At 40.6% G+C, this 18,631-nt stretch carries 17 protein-coding genes; 15 read left to right on the top strand and 2 right to left on the bottom strand.

Translation table 11 applies throughout. The features are described 5' to 3' along the window. Positions 1-5: 5 nt before the first annotated feature. Positions 6-1,661, bottom strand: coding sequence for an ATPase RavA domain-containing protein (locus SJY39_RS18295; RefSeq protein ID WP_010429979.1), 1,656 nt, complete (start codon positions 1,659-1,661; stop codon positions 6-8). A gap of 288 nt (positions 1,662-1,949) precedes the next feature. Here SJY39_RS18295 and SJY39_RS18290 point away from each other — a divergent pair, with 288 nt between their 5' ends. From SJY39_RS18290 to SJY39_RS18225, 14 genes are all read left to right on the top strand, one after another. Beyond that, entirely contained in the window at positions 1,950-2,465 is a 516-nt protein-coding gene (locus tag SJY39_RS18290) for an NUDIX hydrolase (protein WP_016768092.1), read from the top strand. A 17-nt stretch (positions 2,466-2,482) separates the two neighbouring features. Beyond that, on the top strand, positions 2,483-3,487 hold the full coding sequence (gene ltaE, locus SJY39_RS18285; RefSeq protein WP_016768093.1) for a low-specificity L-threonine aldolase: 1,005 nt from the start codon (positions 2,483-2,485) through the stop codon (positions 3,485-3,487). An 820-nt stretch (positions 3,488-4,307) separates the two neighbouring features. Next, the gene (locus SJY39_RS18280; protein WP_010429985.1) at positions 4,308-4,817 is read left to right on the top strand and encodes a hypothetical protein; all 510 of its coding nucleotides are present in this window, start codon (positions 4,308-4,310) and stop codon (positions 4,815-4,817) included. A 77-nt stretch (positions 4,818-4,894) separates the two neighbouring features. Continuing rightward, the gene (locus SJY39_RS18275) at positions 4,895-5,392 is read left to right on the top strand and encodes a hypothetical protein (RefSeq protein ID WP_010429987.1); all 498 of its coding nucleotides are present in this window, start codon (positions 4,895-4,897) and stop codon (positions 5,390-5,392) included. Between the two features lie 90 nt (positions 5,393-5,482). After that, entirely contained in the window at positions 5,483-6,208 is a 726-nt protein-coding gene (locus tag SJY39_RS18270; RefSeq protein ID WP_010429989.1) for a molecular chaperone, read from the top strand. A 2-nt stretch (positions 6,209-6,210) separates the two neighbouring features. Next, positions 6,211-6,897 carry a molecular chaperone gene (locus SJY39_RS18265; protein WP_010429992.1) on the top strand — a complete coding sequence of 229 codons (687 nt, stop codon included), beginning with the start codon at positions 6,211-6,213 and terminating at the stop codon, positions 6,895-6,897. A gap of 91 nt (positions 6,898-6,988) precedes the next feature. Next, positions 6,989-9,373, top strand: coding sequence for a fimbria/pilus outer membrane usher protein (locus SJY39_RS18260; RefSeq protein ID WP_010429994.1), 2,385 nt, complete (start codon positions 6,989-6,991; stop codon positions 9,371-9,373). Continuing rightward, positions 9,363-10,244 (top strand): hypothetical protein, encoded by an 882-nt coding sequence (locus tag SJY39_RS18255; RefSeq protein WP_010429997.1) that lies wholly within the window; start codon positions 9,363-9,365, stop codon positions 10,242-10,244. The genes SJY39_RS18260 and SJY39_RS18255 overlap by 11 nt, the downstream gene beginning before the upstream one ends. 94 nt (positions 10,245-10,338) lie before the next feature. Further along, positions 10,339-11,034, top strand: a complete 696-nt coding sequence (locus SJY39_RS18250) for a response regulator transcription factor (RefSeq protein ID WP_010430000.1) — start codon at positions 10,339-10,341, stop codon at positions 11,032-11,034. Between the two features lie 611 nt (positions 11,035-11,645). Further along, on the top strand, positions 11,646-12,614 hold the full coding sequence (locus SJY39_RS18245) for a DUF2860 family protein (protein ID WP_016793377.1): 969 nt from the start codon (positions 11,646-11,648) through the stop codon (positions 12,612-12,614). Positions 12,615-12,773: 159 nt separating this feature from the next. Continuing rightward, positions 12,774-13,499, top strand: a complete 726-nt coding sequence (locus tag SJY39_RS18240) for a winged helix-turn-helix domain-containing protein (RefSeq protein WP_016768095.1) — start codon at positions 12,774-12,776, stop codon at positions 13,497-13,499. After that, positions 13,490-13,984, top strand: a complete 495-nt coding sequence (locus SJY39_RS18235; protein WP_010430006.1) for a hypothetical protein — start codon at positions 13,490-13,492, stop codon at positions 13,982-13,984. The genes SJY39_RS18240 and SJY39_RS18235 overlap by 10 nt, the downstream gene beginning before the upstream one ends. 179 nt (positions 13,985-14,163) lie before the next feature. Next, complete coding sequence (gene ylqF, locus SJY39_RS18230; RefSeq protein WP_010430008.1) at positions 14,164-15,099, top strand: ribosome biogenesis GTPase YlqF; 936 nt, start codon at positions 14,164-14,166, stop codon at positions 15,097-15,099. Positions 15,100-15,352: 253 nt separating this feature from the next. After that, complete coding sequence (locus SJY39_RS18225; protein WP_372275171.1) at positions 15,353-16,378, top strand: GGDEF domain-containing protein; 1,026 nt, start codon at positions 15,353-15,355, stop codon at positions 16,376-16,378. Between the two features lie 146 nt (positions 16,379-16,524). On the opposite strand, the gene SJY39_RS18220 is transcribed toward SJY39_RS18225, so the two are convergent. After that, the gene (locus tag SJY39_RS18220) at positions 16,525-17,070 is read right to left on the bottom strand and encodes a GNAT family N-acetyltransferase (RefSeq protein WP_010430012.1); all 546 of its coding nucleotides are present in this window, start codon (positions 17,068-17,070) and stop codon (positions 16,525-16,527) included. 166 nt (positions 17,071-17,236) lie between these two features. Between SJY39_RS18220 and SJY39_RS18215 the strand changes: the two genes are divergently transcribed. Next, positions 17,237-18,379 (top strand): fatty acid desaturase, encoded by a 1,143-nt coding sequence (locus SJY39_RS18215; RefSeq protein WP_010430014.1) that lies wholly within the window; start codon positions 17,237-17,239, stop codon positions 18,377-18,379. Positions 18,380-18,631: the final 252 nt, after the last annotated feature.

The raw sequence follows: 18,631 nt of genomic DNA, 5'->3' as shown, positions 1-18,631 counted from the left end.
TCCCCTTACTCGAAGTACTGACTCATGAACTTGATGCGTTGAGCGATCTTACTGCTCTTCACTTTTGTCGTTTCAAGGTCTTGAGTTACTGCTTGTAAGCTTGATTCCATCGCTTTTGGTAGCTCTGGATCAATGTAGTTATGAGGTAATGCGTCGTGGAACTCGGTGCGGACTCTCTTTAACTTGAACTCAGCTTCAGTCAACTGTTCTAGTGCTCTCTCAGCGCCACTTAACCATTTGTTATACAATTCTTGATCTAACCCATCAGTCGTTACAACGCTAACCAACACAGAGCGGTTCGCAATATCTTTGATAACGAGCTGATTAGAGGCATCAAGATCCAACTTTAGACGACATAGATTTTTGTTTTCGTTGACGTAGCCGTAAATATCACCGTGCCCTTCTTTAAGAACACGGTCAAAATCATCTTTCGCCACGTATACCCAGCGGCTGTCACCTTTCTCTGATTCAGATACCGACATGTTGCTTTGCAGTAAGACCAGTTTCACTAAATTGTAAGCACTACCTACGCTGTACATCTTCGCGTTCTTAATATCATGTTGATACACGTCTTTACGTAACAAGCCACTGGTTGATTCCATCGATAACGAAACCGACAACGTCGATTCAACATCATCTTGAATTTCTTCTAGCTCTTCACGAGACATTTCGATTTGAGCTTTCGACTCTTGTTGGTCAAATGCTCGGTTAAGTGCGAAATCTTTTACAACACTACGAACCACATCACGCGACTCTGGGCTATGCCATAAGCAATCTTGCAGGAGCATGATATCTAATGGATTCACGCTATCTCTGCCACTGAAGAACGCACTCGCTTTCAACAGTTTGACGGCTTTCTTCCAGCGTCTGTCTGACACATACAGATCTGATTCTGAAGAGGAGCCTTGTTTCTTAACTGTCTCCTCAAGCATGGTTTTTAGTTCAAACAGCTTGTTGAAGGAATTATCTGTCAATTCCAACTTATCGAGTTCTTTCTGCCATTGGTGGTATTCAATGTCGGTAATCGCTAAACCTTTTGGAATCACGGCTTCTTGAGATGTACCAGTCGTCAGCATTGATTTGAAATTTTGCTTGTTTTGAATACGGTTTACAAACACACGGACTAGCATCCGGTCATACAGCGCTTCTAAGCCACTATCTTCATCTGGAAGTTCGTTGGATGCCGAGACTAATAAACGCATCGGCACACGTTCAATGTCACTACCGTTTTTGAATGTTTTCTCATTAACTACTGTAAGTAACGTATTTAGGATGGCAGGACCAGCTTTCCAGATCTCATCAAGAAATACGACTTGCGCGGTTGGCAAGTAACCCTCAGTCAGTCTTACGTAACGTCCGTTGTCTTTTAATTCTTGGATACTTAGCGGGCCAAACACTTCCTCTGGAGTAGAGAAACGCGTCATCAGATATTCGAAGTAGCTGCTGTTGTCAAAAGCCTGTATGAGACGCTTAGCGATAAGGCTTTTTGCGATACCCGGAGGACCGAGTAAAAACACACTTTCACCCGCTAAAGCAGCCAGTAAACAAAGCTTAATCGTGTCTTCTCTTTCATAGACACCGTCAGACAGAGCTTGCGCTAATTTATTGATTCTTTCAGAGAGTAGCGCCTTGTCAGCATGTGAAGAAATAGAAGGGTTCATGCGTTACTCCGAAAATCTTTGAACAATTGAGAGTGTAGATATGTTTTTATACATTTGTTAGCACTTTGTTACAAGTGTATTTTATTATTGAGTTGCATTTATATCAGATGGTTACGGTCGTAATTTTGGCGCAATCATAGATTCCAAATATGAGAGTAACCTCACGAACGGTGTGAAACTAAATCGGTAACTGAGCCTAAATTTTCTTTTATTTTCGACACCATAGACGTTAAGGTGGTGCACGTCTTCAGTAACGCGATAAATTGACAAGGAATGTGGCAAGACTGCATGAGTAAAGTTATCCATCAATGGAAAAGTATTTCTCTAGTAGAAGAGAACGTGACGCTCCCTACGAACGTCGTGGTAAAGCATACAACAATACACCACCCTGGCGCGGCTGTTATTCTACCTATTACGTCGTCTGGAAAGATTATCCTCATTAACCAGTTTCGTCCTTCACTCAAAAAATGGCTATTAGAACTACCAGCTGGAACGATGGAAGTTAATGAGACACCACTTGAATGTGCACAACGCGAGCTCGAAGAAGAAACAGGCTACAGTGCCAAATCATTCCAAAGCTTAGGGCAAGTTACCCCACTTGCAGGGTTCTGTGATGAGATACAACACCTATTCGTCGCAAAAGACCTCAATCATACGACTCGCTTTGAGTGTGATGAAGATGAAGTAATAGAGGTCATCGAACTTAGCTTAAAAGAACTGCACGATAAAATTCGCTGCGATCAAATTACCGATACCAAAACCATCGCTTGTTTGAGCAAAGCACAACTATGTGGCTATTTATAAAACTCTAGGAGAGAAACATGGACTTTCGTTCTGATACCGTAACCAAACCTTCACAAGCTATGCGTGATGCAATGGCAAACGCAGATGTAGGTGACGATGTCTACGGAGATGACCCTACCGTAAATGAACTAGAGCAATGGGCCGCAACTGAAACAGGCTTTGAAGCTGCAATGTTCACTTCTTCGGGTACTCAAGCCAACCTTCTCGGTTTAATGGCGCACTGTGAGCGTGGTGACGAGTATCTGTGTGGCCAACAAGCTCACAACTACAAATACGAAGCTGGCGGCGCTGCAGTATTAGGCTCTATTCAACCTCAACCAATAGAGAACAACCCGGACGGCACATTAGATTTTAAAAAGCTTGCTTCTGCGATTAAGCCAGACGACAGTCATTTTGCGCGCACTAAACTTCTGAGCCTAGAAAATACGATCAATGGTAAAGTGCTGCCAATGTCATATTTAGCTAACGCTCGTGAGTTCGTAAACCAATATGGTTTACAAATGCACTTGGATGGCGCTCGTGTATACAACGCGGCAGCCGCTTTAAATGTCCACGTGAAAGAAATCGCACAGCACTTCGACTCGATGACGATTTGTTTATCAAAAGGTTTAGGCGCTCCGATCGGCTCACTGCTATTGGGCAACAAAGAGTACATCGCTAAAGCACGTCGTCTGCGTAAGATGGTTGGTGGGGGTATGCGTCAAGCCGGTATTCTTGCCGCTGCAGGCAAAATGGCACTAACAGAAAATGTTGCTCAACTAAAAGTCGATCACGAGAACGCAAAAAATCTAGCGATTGGTCTAAGCAAGCTAGAAGGCTTCTCTGTCAATCCTGACTTCATTCAAACCAACATCGTGTTTGCTAAATTAGATGAGTCTGTTGATATTAACCGCATCGCAAGTGAGCTGAGTGAACAAGGCATTACAATGTCGCCAGGCAACCCTGTTCGCTTTGTCACCCATAGAGATATTAGCGCAGAAGATATCGTGACTTTCTTACAAAAATTGGAAAATGTACTTTAACTTTAGGTTAATTTGTCATCGATAAACTATTAATGATGAAGCTTCTCTTCAAAGGGGAGCCTTTTTTCGTCTTAAAAAGAGTCATCAACCGTTCCTATAAGGAAAATAACACCTTTACACCAGCCTCAATGTCTTAAAAAACACCACATTAACGCCAACAAAACTAAATCTCGTTTTGTCCTATATAAATATCTTTAATAAATCATCCAAACATAGCAGGGTGCCCTTTCCTCCCAAATTCAAGCGATATCCCGTGCGTTAAATAGAGTTAGGCTGGTGATGAAAAAAACCAAAATATGCACTCAGAACAACTTCGCTATATTTAACTGTCATTCGTACGGTAATTAGTGGTTAACATATTTCTTTTATAAGCTGTATTTTAAGGTGTTAATTTAAATAGAAAATAATTTTCAATTTCTAATAATTCATCATCCTTCATTGCTATTTCACTTCGCTCCATTGGATTTATCTACAAACATTTTAGACGTTGTATTTATTTTTTAGGACCATCACATTAATAGAGTTATTTAGGTAAAGTCACCATAATCTAAGACTTTAAACAAACGCGTAGACCATAGTTTAAATTTTATCAATTCAATAAAAATTCTCAATCAAACTGGTACTTAGGTAAATTCTATGTATCTAATTGAATATGAAATTGTTATCTAAATTTTTGTATCACTCTTCCAACTCAAAATCATACGAAATCTCATACTTCTGAATAATAATCAACTTTTTTTACTACTTCGCCATTTTTTGTAGCTCTTATAGTTTTGTTAACCAAGCAACACGTTACATTCGATTAGGGAGAGGTGAGCTTATGTACAAAGTATGTTGGTTTCTTCATAGCCTCACTCTCTCCACGTTAATTTTGGGGTTGTCACTTTCATTTAATGTCAGCGCCAATACTTTAACGTTAGGAATTAACGGCAAGATCAAAGATCGATGCGAAATAAATTTTTTCTCTGGCAACGTTATGAAATTTACCGAACATCTCGATGTTCAATCGTTACCTTTTAATGTGTATTGTAACCGCCCATTGGGTATAACGATTAACTCCAAATACGGTGGCCTAAAATATCAACAACAAGGCGTTGATATTATTGAAACTTATAATTTGTCATTACAAATAGATGAGCTTCGTCTTAACGAAAGTCGACACAGCAGTCAACTCTTATCACCTGTAATGATAGACAGTTCTGGTGTAATTCCTTTCTCTCAACAAGGGAGCCTTAGGGTTGCACTTGAAAATAGCTTGCACTTCGCAGGTTATTATAAAGACGTGATTGAAATCGAAGTTTATCCCTCGATTCATAGCGTGACAAAGTAAGACCTCTGCAATGTATCTGCAGAATAACAAATGCTCAGCAGTATTTGAGCCAATCATTTAAGATAAAGGAATTTCTAATGAAAAAGCTAACAATCTACGCAGCAACAGCCACTGCTATTTTTGGTGCTCAAGTTCAAGCCGCTCCTGGTGACGTCCAGTTAGTTGGTTTTGTTTCACCTGTATGTGAAGTTACCGGCCTTTCAACACAACTCATGGACTTTGGTAACGTGTCTCAAATTCAAAACATTTCTGTTGGCGGTCTGAACATGAAGTGTAATGACGTCGATGGTGCAACTGTGACACTAACAAGTGCTGAAGGTGGTCTAGAGTCAGACGATAGCGAAGACTACGCTCTTACCTACGATGCAACATTTAGCCCTTCGGGCCTAGCTCCTTTCACACTTAATGCTCCTGGGGGCCCAGGTCAAAATGATGTTTCAGTGAGTAACTCTTATGGTGGTTCTGGTGCATTAGCTACTGGTGTTGCCGCGACCATTGATATTGTTACGACAGAAACCTCGCCATGGGCAGGTGGCTACTCAGATACATTAACCGTAAATATTACCTCAAATTAGAGGTCAGTAAGTCGGAGGCCACTAGTTGGCCTCCGACTTAATCTGAATCTTAAACCTTACCGACATAAGTTTAGTTTGGAGCTCCTCGATATGTATAAATGGATCATGCAGAAATGGATTGTTCTTCTTTTATTGTCATTTACGTGTTTATCTGCCCATGCGTTCAAGGTAGAGCCGATGTCTATGGAAATGACACCGCTTGGTAAAAGGGCTCAAATGACAATGAGAGTGGATAATTCATCTACCGAACCACTAACAGTGGAATTGTCTCCAGTATTTATGACGATGAACGAATACGGGAAAGAAACTACGACGCCTGCAGATGACGAGCTATTAGTAATTCCGGTGACCGCGATTATTGAGCCTGGACGATCGCAATCAATTATGGTGCGATATTTAGGTGATCCTTCCATCACAGAATCAAAAGCGTATCGTATCGCTGTTAAACAGGTGAAGGTAGAGAGAGCGAGTAGCAACCAAGGACAAGTAAGTCTCTTGCTTCAGTTTAATACGCTGATCAACGTACGACCACAAAACACGACTTCTCAGTTAGAGATAAAAAGTATCGAGCAAAATGACAAGAACAACAAATGGGTTCTAGAAGTGCTTAACAGTGGTAATAGTTATGGTCGATTAACGAATACAACATGGAAAGTATCAGACGGTACACACTCAACGTATTTGAAAGGCGTAGAAATCGCCAAGCGCATTCCAGGAACTTTAGTGCTTCCGTATTCCACGCGTTTTTTTGAAATGATGCCACTTAAAAATTATGACTTTAAGACCCTATCGATTGAAATAGAACAGGATCAGTAGTGATGAGACGTTGTATTTTCGGAGGGCTCGTTTATTGCTTTTTATGTGCACAGACGTTTGGCATAACACTATTTCCAACCGTCATTGAGCTCAACACTGATCATAGAGCAACATCACAGCTGGTTGTGACTAATAATTCGACACAGACTCTCCCTCTTGAAGCCAACGTTCGCCGTTTGAATTTTTTATCCGATGGCACATTTGAAACATCGGAACTGTCGAATGAAGAAATGTTTGTGTTTCCTCCGGCTGCAATGCTAGCACCTGGGGAGCGTCAAGTATTCCGTATACAATGGTTGGGCAATAGATTACTCAAAACGTCTCAGAGTTACTTCATTCGCTTTAGTACCGCGAATATTAGCCAGAACAACGCCAAATTTGATATGCCGACAGGTTTAGCTACGGGTATCAACTTACAAGTTCATTACAATGCGCTATTGCATATTCACTCTTCTTCGCTTGAGCCAGACGTGAAATTGCACATAGGTGAAAAAGGGCAACTCACATTGACCAATACAGGGACGCGGTTTACCTACACATCGTTACTTAATTTTACAGGGCTTGAATCTCAAAACCAAAAAGTACACGAAGCTTTAGGTGAACAATTTGTCCCACCGCGCTCAACTATAACTTTGCCTTCTTCTTTAAATCACTTACCAGTGGGCACTTACCATGGGTATGAAAACTAGAACCTATCACAAGACATGGCATTTTTTGTATATCTTGGTATTGATACTTTTTTATTTTGCCGCCTTCATTCCTAACGTTTGGAGTCAAAAAATGGTATTGAATCCGACAGGGCGAGACATTCAACTCACCTCGTTACTAAGAATAAGTGACACTATATTGGGTGAAGCGGATATTATCATTACCGCTAACAATGAGATATTGCTGCCTAAAGAAAGCACTCTCACTCTCCTTTCTTCAGTGGTGACTCAAGAAGGTATCAATAAACTGAGTAACACGACAGATAACGAGATGTTGTCTCAACATCAATTTGAACTCGTAGGGTTAGGTCTTAGTTTCGACTTTTCGTCATTAGAATGTATCGTGACGGTACCGCCTGAATTTAGCTTAACACAGCAACTGTCGATGAATGGCGCGAATGATTTTTATAATTATGCAGAGCCAAGTATGTTCAGTGGGTACATTAACTTGGCCCTCTCCGCGAACGAGAGTCAATATATCGATCAAAACTCCTCAAGACAGGATCTTTATCGTAGCCAATTCGACTCCGCTCTTAACATTGGCTTTCTAAATTTTGAGTATGAATCCTATTTAGAAAACGGCTCATCGCAAGAATCGAGATACATAAGAGAAGGCTCTCGCCTAAACATTGATTTTGCCGAACAAGGTACACGACTGGTACTAGGCGATATGTACAACAGCGGTCAATCTTTTCAAGATAGCACCGACATTCTTGGTATTGGCTTAACTCGAGATTTCACCCTTATTCCAACTAGAAACGCGCGTCCAAGAGCTAATCAATCATTCACACTACAAAGAGCATCTAATGTCGATGTCTATATTGATGGGATCGCAGTTCAACGGTTAACCCTAGGGGCCGGTAGCTATAACCTTAGTGATATCCCTCTTGCGCAAGGTAGTAATGATATTGTGCTGGTCATCACCGATCGTTCGGGTAATGAAGAACGCATCGAGTTTTCGATTGCGACAGGTAACGACTTGCTCAATAGCGGCGAGTTCGAATATAGCATTATGTATGGAGCACCATCTGAATTACAGAATGGGCAAATCGAGTATCTAACCGACGAACGCATTTTGCATGGTTATATCGATGTGGGTATTAACCCTTGGTTAACTTTAGGCACTAATTTCCAATCCCGTGAAGATCTATACCAATATGGTGCCACCGCCTTAGTTGCTTCTACATGGGGTGTCACTGAATTCAATGCTTCACGTAGCGAACACCCTACATTTGGAACTGGCGATGCTTATAAATTTGCTTTCGATGCAGAGTTTTCCAGTGCAAATACGCTGACCCCACAACTAAGTGTAAGTTACGAATATCTAACCAATAACTTTACGGGTGTGACAGGATTTGATGCTTCCAATGTCGATATAAACTTAACCACCCATTTTGCCTCAGCATTCGGCTCCATTTATCTAGGCCAGTCTTTACGCGCGGCTATGACCCTCAACTACCGAACAGGAGTCGATGAAGAGAACGATTATTGGTTGATCAGTCCGAGCCTATCAGCAGGGCTATTTGATACTCCCGCTACATGGAGTGCACGCTTGAGCTATCAACATAACGCAACCGAAGACGATGACATTAGTACCACAGTCACAATAAGTTGGCCTCTTAGCCGACAAACTCGCGTAGTCGGTCGTTACACAACAGAGCTCAACGAAGCAGCATTAGATTACAGTTATCAAAATAATATTGGTAACACCGGCGGTATATCAGGCTTTGCAAGTATTGTAACTAACGAAGAAACAGATGCAGATATGGATGCCGGTATTAACTATACGGCCAACCGTTATGAATTGAATGCGACTCACGCTTCACGGCTTGAAGATATTAGTGGTGAAACACGAAACCATAGTACAGACGTGACGATCAGCAGCGCACTTGCTTTTGCAGGTTCATCTGTGACGATCGGCAGACCAGTTCGTGAAGCATTTGCGATTGTTAGCAAACATAAAAGCCTTAAAGAGAATGATCTGGCTATCGACCCGACAAAAGATGCTGAGTACGCACGTGTCTATCTTAGAGGAGATGGCAATGCTATGGTCCCTGATCTTGTTGCTTATAATGGCCAAGTGATCGGTTACGAAGTCGATAACTTACCGCCTGGGTATGACTTAGGTGATGGTGCGTTCTGGGTTAAGCCTGGTTATAAACAGGGCTACCAACTACAGATAGGCTCCGATGCTGTCTTAACCGTTATTGGCAAGCTATTCGATCGTCAAAGTAACAACCCTATTTCACTTGTCGCAGGCGTAGCACATTACCTTGGTGAAGCAAAACAATTACCGATTGATTTCTTTACTAATCGTAACGGAATTTTTGCAATCTCTGGATTAAAGCCAGGTAAATATCAATTGGTACTCGACACCAAAGGACAGGAATCAGTCATCATCACCCTCAGTGAACGCAGTGACAACTTGATAAGACTAGGAGATGTGTATGTGGAATAAACAACTTCTTTGTGGAGCATTAAGCCTCATCGCCATAAGCCATGTTTCTTCTGCATTTGCGTGTGAAGCTAGTGCATTGGCTATTCAACCCGTCTCCTCACAATCACAGTATGACGTTTTCAGCGCAGGGAATTTTGCGACAATAAATACTTACCGTATAGATGCAAACATAATCGGCGAACCCTGTGAGTTGAGCCTGATTTTACAACTTAGCGATACAAGTCGGTCGTTAAAAGGGTCAAACCAAGACAGGCTCAACTTTGAATGGAGTGGGTTCGTTGGCATGCCTGTGGCTAATCAGTGGCATCTGTCATTAACCGACAGTCAACAATCCGCAACGATACAAATGCGCTTTCCAAGCAAACAATGGTTAGAGTCAGGAACCTATCGAGGACTTTTAGAGGTCTCGCCTTCTTATACTTCAGACAACAAACAAATAGAAATCAGCCCAAGCTCACTGCCTGTTTCAGTTAACGTCCCACCCGCTGCAAAAATTCACTTTTATGGGCTAACCCAACAACACTATGACCTTGATCTCGGTACATTATATTCAAATAAAGTGATTCGTTCTGCACCTAACTTGTGGGTTCAAAGTAATACAGGCTATACCATTGTTTTGGAATCAGCTTATCAAGGAAAGTTACGCCATGAATCAAATGACACTAAATGGGACATCCCATATCAACTCTCCCTAGATAATGACAGAGTAAACCTTGATCAGTTGGATGCACGAATCCAACGTCTTGCTTCGACAATTGGTCAGCCTATTCCTTTGAGTTTTGTCATTGGAGAAACAGAGAATAAACCAGGAGGGCAATATGACGACACATTACAAATTTCTATTGAACCTCGCCTTTCACAACAACCGTAAATATGTAATTATATAAAAAATGAGACATTGCACCCAATTATATAAAATCCAACATCATAAAATTAAAAATCAATTGTTAGTTGCGGAGTAAGTTATGTATGACCATAAGAATAATTTAAAACACATACTCCTAATTGGTGACAACGGTATTAACAACCAGTTTATCCAACGAGAAATAGAAAAATACAGTGATTTCTCCTTTAATAGGGAATGTATTTTAGATATTGAACGTTCACTTAATCATAAAGAATTTGATGTCGTTATCATTAGCTATTTATTGTTGACCGATATAAAAGATATCAACGTCACTCTATCAAACCTAGAGTCCAGTAAGTGGGTGGTCTATGACGTTCCTGAAGATATCACAGGACAAAGCATTACCGTAATGCAATTATTCAATTTATTTAATTTAAAAGGGGTAATCTATCAAGATGCGCCTATCGATCACCTTACACGTTGTTTGAAAACAGTATGTGACGATGATTTATGGTTACCGAGAAAGCTGATGTCACATATTTTGTCCAATGCACGCTCGTATACTGTCAAGTCGGAGGTAATACTGTCCAGCCTAACAAAAAGAGAAATTCAAATATTTAAACGAGTCATTAGAGGTGATTCAAATTTAGAAATATCAAGCGACCTGTTTATTTCAGAAAGCACGGTAAAAACACATGTATACAACATATATAAGAAAATCAATGTTACTAATCGAAAAGAAGCAATAAAAAAAGCAAATTTTATCAATAGTTTAGAATCTATTATACAACCAGATGTAAAATTCAAGGCATGACTATAGATATAAAAATCAATTGAAGCCTTAATCTTCCAATTCATCAGACGCTTCACTATTTTACCTTAAACAAGCATTCCTCAGAAAGTTTGCTAGAAAGGAATAAAAACCGCTAACTCACAAATTCATACGTTGACGTAATGAAGGTTCGACTAAGTCAAAGTTGGACAAAATTTAAAGATGTTGCTGTTACTTAAGCGTCACAACAGACATGAATTCATCTTTACCTCACCTCCCTACTAAGAATTAATTCTAGAGTCGATTGTAACGATTTTTTGAAACCAAACATCTAAAAACAACTAAATCCTCTCTAAATATGTGTAATCCCACCGACCCTACAAAAGTGATATTTAATAATAATTATTAAATATCAATAACTTAATTAAAAACCATAAAGTCATTTTTTGTCATTAGCCTTATTTTCCGGTTCCATGAATAATTCACCTCTCATTCATGAGTTCAAGCCAATACGTCGAACTCTCTAATGTGATGTCGATACCAGCAATCCAATCACCTCAGGTCGAATCGCATGTTTTTGAATTGATTTAATAGAACGGATTTCTAACCATACGACAAGGAAAGTTGAAGGTAAGCCTAATATTGAGATTGTTATGAACGCGACAAAAATGTCTTTAATTGCCCTGACAGCTATACTTACAGCCTCGGTAACAGCGACTGTACATGCGGTAGAGTGGGATCAACTCAGCGGCGAAATACTCTTCGCTACTCTCTACACACACTCAGATTCAAATCTCTACACCGAGGGCAACCCAAATTTAGGTAAAAAATCAAACCGCGGCGACTATGGTGACAAGGCCATTTTTACTCCTCTGGGAAATTTGAATTTTGATTTCGGTGCAGATCGAACTCACCGTTTATATGTGGGTACATCTCGTGATGATTTATCGGTCGGTACGCTGGCATTCGAGTTTGGTTACCAAAAACAATTAGACTCGGGCACAACCGTTGATGTGGCCTACTTGCCAACCGTAATTCCAGGCGAAGTATGGACTAACCCATATGAAATCGACGAAAGCCGCACGAAAACCGATGTTGATGGCGGTGCTGTACGCATGAAATTAAGTAACCTTTCACAAACGAATATTTCGCTAGATATGGCATACGCCTACGCAGACGTAGAGGAAGACAATGTCCCTAGTCAGCTTCTAGAGCGAGATAGCCAGGCGTACTTCATTAAAGCTCAGTACCTTTCGATGTTAAGCCGTCAATCGGGCATCAATTACGGTTTAAGCTACACGTTCCATGATGCTTATGGCAAAGCAAATCAACACAACAGATATGGTATTGAAGCATCGTACTTCTTTGTATTTTCATCGTATGCTGTAGCTATCACAGGTAACTACGCTCACAGCGATTACCGTGCAGATAATCCAATATTCGATCAAAGCAGAACCGACAATAGTTATAGATTATTCATCGCTTATGAGTACAAAGATCTTGGAAGTTGGGAAAATTGGAGCATCGCGACGTTTACCGGAACTCGAAAGAACCACTCAAACATAGACTTCTTTACACATCGAGAATGGTTAGTGTCAGCTTCTTTAAACTACGCCTTCTGATCGGTTTCACAAGTTGGTTCACTTATCAGTTAGTATCACGATCGCCTTAGCGAAATACTGACTGGTACTAAAACCTATAAATTTGATGACGATATGACGACTAAAGTGCCATAATTAAATAAGTTTCTATTCCGCAATTTGCCCACTTATTATTAATTTATGACCAAACTCACTTTAGAGCCACCTGTGTACCTTATTGGTGAATACTTGTACTCATCAACCTCAGGAGTTTTATCCAAAAACCAAGTTCTGACTCAATTAAGAGCAAAAGAATCGGCTTTGTTGAATGCGTTGATCAAACGAGTTCCTGATGTACTATCTAGAGAAAACATCGTTAAGGAACTTTACGAAAACACGTATGCCACAGACGTAACGATCAACCAATTGGTCAAACGATTAAGAACTGCTCTGGGTGATGATAAACGTTCATTGATTCGTACGATCCCCAAGACAGGTTATTTGTTGGCTATCGAACCGAAATTAGTCAAAAACAACACTGAGACTTGCTCAGTGGAAGCAGCATTCATAGCTCCCGTTGCCAACCATTTACCATTGGAAGTTCAAGCAGAAGAATCCAAGCCTTTAGAGTCGCATAAAATCGTACAGCAAGACGAAATCCGTTTACAACGTTTTGGAGCCCTTGTCGTGATTGGTTGTTTACTAGCGATTGCGATTGGCTACCGGTTAGCTTCTTTGCTTACCCCACCAATACGATATCTAGAACGAGTTTCTATAATCGAAGCAGAAAACCAGCACATCGATACCCTATCCCAAACGCCTACAATAGTAATAGATGAAAACCGCCAGGTTGAGGCTATATATTTAAAAGACGATGAAGTAACCGTTCATTGCACTTATCAAGAGCAAGTTACCTTATGCGATTAAAATCCAAACATCATAAAGTTCTCGTAATCTGGACCGTTTGTGTGGTCGTTGGTTTTCTCTTATTCCAACTCAGCTACACGCCAACGAAACCATTTACTGGCTTTTGGAGCGGACACTCGGTCGTTAATTATGGCGAACGCTCTCTGCTTATCAACACACAACTGATCATCGATAGCCCTGAATCAGAAAGTGCTCGCTTAATTACCACATTCGAACCCAAATCCGATGTTACTACGCCTTTTCAAACCAGCGTTACCAGCAACATACAAGTGCAAAGACGAGTCGACTCAAAAGTCACCTTCTCATTAACTGAACTGAATTACACCAATAAGGAAGCGCTTGAAATTTACTTAAACCGTGAGTTACCGCAGACGGGCAGCTTAGTTTCAGGTGAGTCATGGGCGGTCGATGACGATGAAATATTCATGTATTTAACCCTCGCATTCGGCGAGAAGATGGGCGTAATTCTCAAGCGTCATCAATAGTTGTTGGAAAAATGAAGACTTACCCATGCAATATCAACCCGAGTGAAGCTAGCATCGACTGAAATCATTGTGAGGTGGCGATAAGTTCATATCTTTATCATCACTATATAGATATGGCTTTACACGCCCTATCGAACCCTTACAATGTGCAGCAAATATATTTATCAAGGTTTATCTCTATGTCTATTCAATGGTTTCCGGGTCACATGCATAAAGCCCGCAAAGAAATCGAAGAAGTTATCCCACAGGTTGATGTGATCATCGAAGTATTGGACGCTCGTATTCCGTTCAGTAGCGAAAACCCAATGATCTCTTCACTGCGCGGCGATAAGCCTTGTGTCAAAGTCTTAAACAAACGCGACCTTGCCGATCCGGAACTCACTCAACTTTGGATTGAGCACTTTGAGAAAGAACAAGGCGTTAAAGCGATTGCAATTACCACTAGCGTAAAAGAAGAAGTAAATCACGTAATGGAGCTAGTGCGTAAGCTAGCACCTCACCGTGAACAGATGGGCAAAAACATCCGAACTATGATTATGGGTATCCCAAATGTAGGTAAGTCGACCATCATCAACTGCTTAGCTGGGCGTACAATTGCGGTAACGGGTAACCAACCTGCAGTAACTCGTCGCCAACAACGTATCAACCTACAAAATGGCGTAATCCTTTCTGATACTCCTGGAATCCTTTGGCCTAAAGTGGAAAACCCACATAGTGGTTTTCGCCTAGCAGCAACTGGTGCAGTTAAAGATACAGCAATGGAATACGACGAAGTTGCTTTTTATACAGTTGAATACTTAGCGAAACAGTACCCTAACCTACTTAAAGAACGCTACCAAATTGAAGAGCTACCAGAGTCTGACATTGAATTAATGGAAGCGATTGGTCGCAAGCGTGGAGCACTTCGAGCAGGGGGTCATATCGATATTCATAAATGTTCTGAAATCTTACTTCACGAACTTCGTAGCGGCACTTTAGGTAAAGTAACGCTTGAGCTGCCAGAAATGATAACAAAAGAGCTGATCGAAGTTGAAGCTGCGGCTGCGCTAAAAGCAGAACAACAAATTAAGAAGAAAGAAGAACGTCGTAAGCGTTACTTAAAAAACAAACGCTAATCGCTGTTCTTCACTTTTACTCCTGCCTCTAAGCTATTCACGTTCTATTTCGGTAGAACGTGAATGTTTTCACTCTACGTTTTTTGATCTAGCTAACATACTGACGAATCAATAGAAACTGCCGTTTACAATCTGAAACACTGTGACATACTACGCAAATTATTGTGTATCAATTTCGGCTAACTTCTTAATGCGCGCTTATTCTGGGTTCAAAAATCAGAGATTTAAAACCTATTTCGATAATGAAATTTATTTGCCGTACGTAAAATCCATCTACATTCCAATCACAATATTTTTTGCGTTTATGATCACCGATTTCATACACTTCGGTGCTGAATGTATCATCCCAGCTCTACTAAGAGCCATAATCGTTATTGCCATGTGGTTTACTGCATCTTACTGCATTAAATACAAGCCCAGCTCGTTACAACAATTAGAAGCGGCTTTCTTAATAATCAGTGCTCTATTTCTAGTTTATGTTGGTCGTTTCGCTATTGAGCTTGGGGATTTTGATTACCAAGGTGGCATCATCATTGTGATGATCTATGTCGGAACCTTCTCAAGGTTGTCAGCGAGTTACAGTATAACCGCGCTCACCTTCATATTTTTAAGCTACATTATTGGTTTATCCCCTTATCTGTACGCGGCTGAACCTAACCATGAAATTGAAACGATTTCTGTTTACATATCCGCCTACATCCTTATAGCGGCGGCGTGCTTAAGACGAGATTTTGAAGTACATAAACGCTTTATTCAATCGGAAAAACTGCGAAAACAAGCCATCCAACTGCGTAAACAATCTAGCCAATACGAAGCGCTTTCATATAGAGATGCGCTAACAGGTTGTTATAACCGTCTATATCTTCATCAAGTCATAGAACCTAGTATTAACCGTCAGTTATCCATTACATCAATCATGATCGATATAGACCATTTCAAGTCGATTAACGACACTTACGGACATCAAATGGGTGATATGGTTATCAAAGAATTGGCGAACGAGATTAAACAAAGACTACCGAGCAGCAGTAACTGTTTTAGGTATGGCGGTGAAGAGTTCTTGATCATGGTGCAAGGCGAAACCGAAGCCTCAATCAGATCATTAGTTGGTTCTCTTTTAGAGTCTCCCTCTGACCTTAGATTGGAAGTTACCATCTCAATTGGTGTGAAACATTCGCCTCAAGCTCTTGGGTCTGTTGAGCAACTCATCAACGACGCCGATCAAGCGCTATACATTTCGAAGAAAAACGGTAGAAACCAGATCACTTGGTGCGACTAAACGCACAATCATTAGAAACATCTACCCTAATCAAAAAAGCCCCGAACAATCTAATGCTCGGGGCTTTTATTTTTATTCTTAAGCTTTAAAGGAGCTTTGGTTGAACTTTATTATTTAGTAAGGAACAATTTCACAACGAGAAGCGACTAAGAATACACAGCACTCGCTGTCTTCTGCTCAAGTTCTACGGGAGATTCCCAAGAGATTACTTTCTCGGTCACTTGACTTCCACATGGTGCATTCCAAACCTGTTCCAGTTCTTCTTTTCCACCAATCGCTTGATAAAAAGCAATAGCTTGGTGATTTTCAGACATCACTTCTAGATAAAGTCCCGAATCCGAATAATATTGTTGCAACCACTTAGATAGTTCAGACAACAAGCGCTTGCCTACACCACGGCCACGATAGGCATTATCCACATGTAAAGCATCAATGAACGTACCACGCTCAAAGTTGTGATTGCCAAACGCACAGACAAAACCAACCAGTAAACCACCCTCTTCAAGCAATAATACATGTTGGTTAAAAGGAGGATTAATCAAACGAGTCTGCCAAATAACAGATCTGTCCTCCAAAACATCATTTTCCAAGTAATCATCAGCGAGAATCCCACGGTAATATAGCTTCCAGCTATCCGCATGTAATTGGGCAATCCGCTCATAATCTTTATATTCAGCTACCTTAATTTCCATTTATTAGCCCTTAGTACTTCCATTTCTGACTTGCTACTACATTTCATACTACCTTTATACAATATTTAAGCAAAACATACTAATACACGTTTACACTTTCAATATTGACTTACACGTGTACGCTGATATTCTAGCGTACAGATGTAAGCCCAATGGAAATTTGCTAATGAATAGTGCCGACAAATCATCAACAAAAAAGCCGCCATTAATCTGGCTCAATATTTTTGTATTCTCTTTTAGTATGCTGCTTGCTGTTGTCGCAGCTCCCATTTATGGCTACTTTTTTGGCTATGGTATGGAGCACTGGATATGGCTAGCGATCTGTTTTACTTTCTGCAATCTGTCAATCACTACAGGTTACCACCGCCTCTGGTCACATAAAGCGTTTGAAGCGCATTCAAGCCTCAGGTTTCTATTTGCCTTGGGTGGTGCATTTGCTCTCCAAAATAGCGCACTGCATTGGTCTTCTGATCACCGTGTGCACCACAAACATGTCGACAATAACGACAAAGACCCTTATTCAGCCAAGCGCGGTTTTTGGTACTCACACATCGGTTGGATGATTCGTAACTACAACACTGCGATGTACACCGATTACGAAAACTGTCGTGACCTTAAAAAAGATAAAATCGTGATGTGGCAACATAAGCACTACGTGTTACTTGCTCTTCTCATGAACTTTGGAGTCCCTATCGCATTAGGTGTGATTTACGGCGATGTGATTGGCATGTTGTTAATCGTGGGTGCGGTACGCTTAGTGCTTAACCATCACACAACCTTCTTTATTAACTCACTTGCTCATATCTGGGGTAGCCAACCTTTCACAGATAAAAATACAGCACGTGATAACGGTGTGTTAGCGGTTCTTACTTTTGGAGAAGGCTACCATAACTTCCATCATATCTTTGAAAACGACTACCGTAACGGCATTTACTGGTGGCAATACGATCCCACTAAATGGTTGATTAAAAGCGCTTCATTGATGGGTCTAGCAAGTAAACTTAAGAAAACGCCTCAAGCTCGTATTGAAAAAGCGGAAGCATCAATGCTATTGAAACGCACGCAGCAAAAGATCATGCACCGTGCCGACAAGCAACAAATAGCAGACAAGCTTCAGGAAGAGTTCGATGCACTTGTATCAAATATGAATGAGTACTATGAAGTTAAAAAGCAGCTACTTGAAAGCAAACGTGAAGACGTCGTGAAAAAGTACGAGCATTCAGTACTTAAAGTTCGATACCAGCAGATCAAAATGAATTTTGAACAACAAAAGAGAAATTGGGCAATGACAGTGGAGCAATATGCTTAGTAAAACAATACGCTTAACACCCCTATAACAACGTTGTTTAGTTCTAACTCAAGAGCCCTCATATTACTATGAGGGCTTTTTAATTTACGCTTCTAATTAAATATATGAAATTTTTGTCTTTACTAAAATAACAAAGGTTAGTTCCAAATATCACACTTTCAATGTAACACCATGTCGATCATCAACTTTCATTGTGACGACTATCACTTACAGAACGATATTCATTCCATAACATTTGCATCCCACAATTCT

The sequence above is a fragment of the Vibrio sp. R78045 genome (assembly GCF_042466085.1).
Classification (GTDB): Bacteria; Pseudomonadota; Gammaproteobacteria; order Enterobacterales; family Vibrionaceae; genus Vibrio; species Vibrio cyclitrophicus.
This window is presented reverse-complemented; position numbering and strand designations above follow the sequence as displayed.

Excerpts from the sequence above, each read along its gene's own strand:
- SJY39_RS18295 (WP_010429979.1), bottom strand. The coding sequence starts at position 1,661 with ATGAACCCTTCTATTTCTTCACATGCTGACAAGGCGCTACTCTCTGAA.
- SJY39_RS18290 (WP_016768092.1), top strand. The coding sequence starts at position 1,950 with ATGAGTAAAGTTATCCATCAATGGAAAAGTATTTCTCTAGTAGAAGAG.
- ltaE (WP_016768093.1), top strand. The coding sequence starts at position 2,483 with ATGGACTTTCGTTCTGATACCGTAACCAAACCTTCACAAGCTATGCGT.
- SJY39_RS18280 (WP_010429985.1), top strand. The coding sequence starts at position 4,308 with ATGTACAAAGTATGTTGGTTTCTTCATAGCCTCACTCTCTCCACGTTA.
- SJY39_RS18275 (WP_010429987.1), top strand. The coding sequence starts at position 4,895 with ATGAAAAAGCTAACAATCTACGCAGCAACAGCCACTGCTATTTTTGGT.
- SJY39_RS18270 (WP_010429989.1), top strand. The coding sequence starts at position 5,483 with ATGTATAAATGGATCATGCAGAAATGGATTGTTCTTCTTTTATTGTCA.
- SJY39_RS18265 (WP_010429992.1), top strand. The coding sequence starts at position 6,211 with ATGAGACGTTGTATTTTCGGAGGGCTCGTTTATTGCTTTTTATGTGCA.
- SJY39_RS18260 (WP_010429994.1), top strand. The coding sequence starts at position 6,989 with ATGGTATTGAATCCGACAGGGCGAGACATTCAACTCACCTCGTTACTA.
- SJY39_RS18255 (WP_010429997.1), top strand. The coding sequence starts at position 9,363 with ATGTGGAATAAACAACTTCTTTGTGGAGCATTAAGCCTCATCGCCATA.
- SJY39_RS18250 (WP_010430000.1), top strand. The coding sequence starts at position 10,339 with ATGTATGACCATAAGAATAATTTAAAACACATACTCCTAATTGGTGAC.
- SJY39_RS18245 (WP_016793377.1), top strand. The coding sequence starts at position 11,646 with ATGAACGCGACAAAAATGTCTTTAATTGCCCTGACAGCTATACTTACA.
- SJY39_RS18240 (WP_016768095.1), top strand. The coding sequence starts at position 12,774 with ATGACCAAACTCACTTTAGAGCCACCTGTGTACCTTATTGGTGAATAC.
- SJY39_RS18235 (WP_010430006.1), top strand. The coding sequence starts at position 13,490 with ATGCGATTAAAATCCAAACATCATAAAGTTCTCGTAATCTGGACCGTT.
- ylqF (WP_010430008.1), top strand. The coding sequence starts at position 14,164 with ATGTCTATTCAATGGTTTCCGGGTCACATGCATAAAGCCCGCAAAGAA.
- SJY39_RS18220 (WP_010430012.1), bottom strand. The coding sequence starts at position 17,070 with ATGGAAATTAAGGTAGCTGAATATAAAGATTATGAGCGGATTGCCCAA.
- SJY39_RS18215 (WP_010430014.1), top strand. The coding sequence starts at position 17,237 with ATGAATAGTGCCGACAAATCATCAACAAAAAAGCCGCCATTAATCTGG.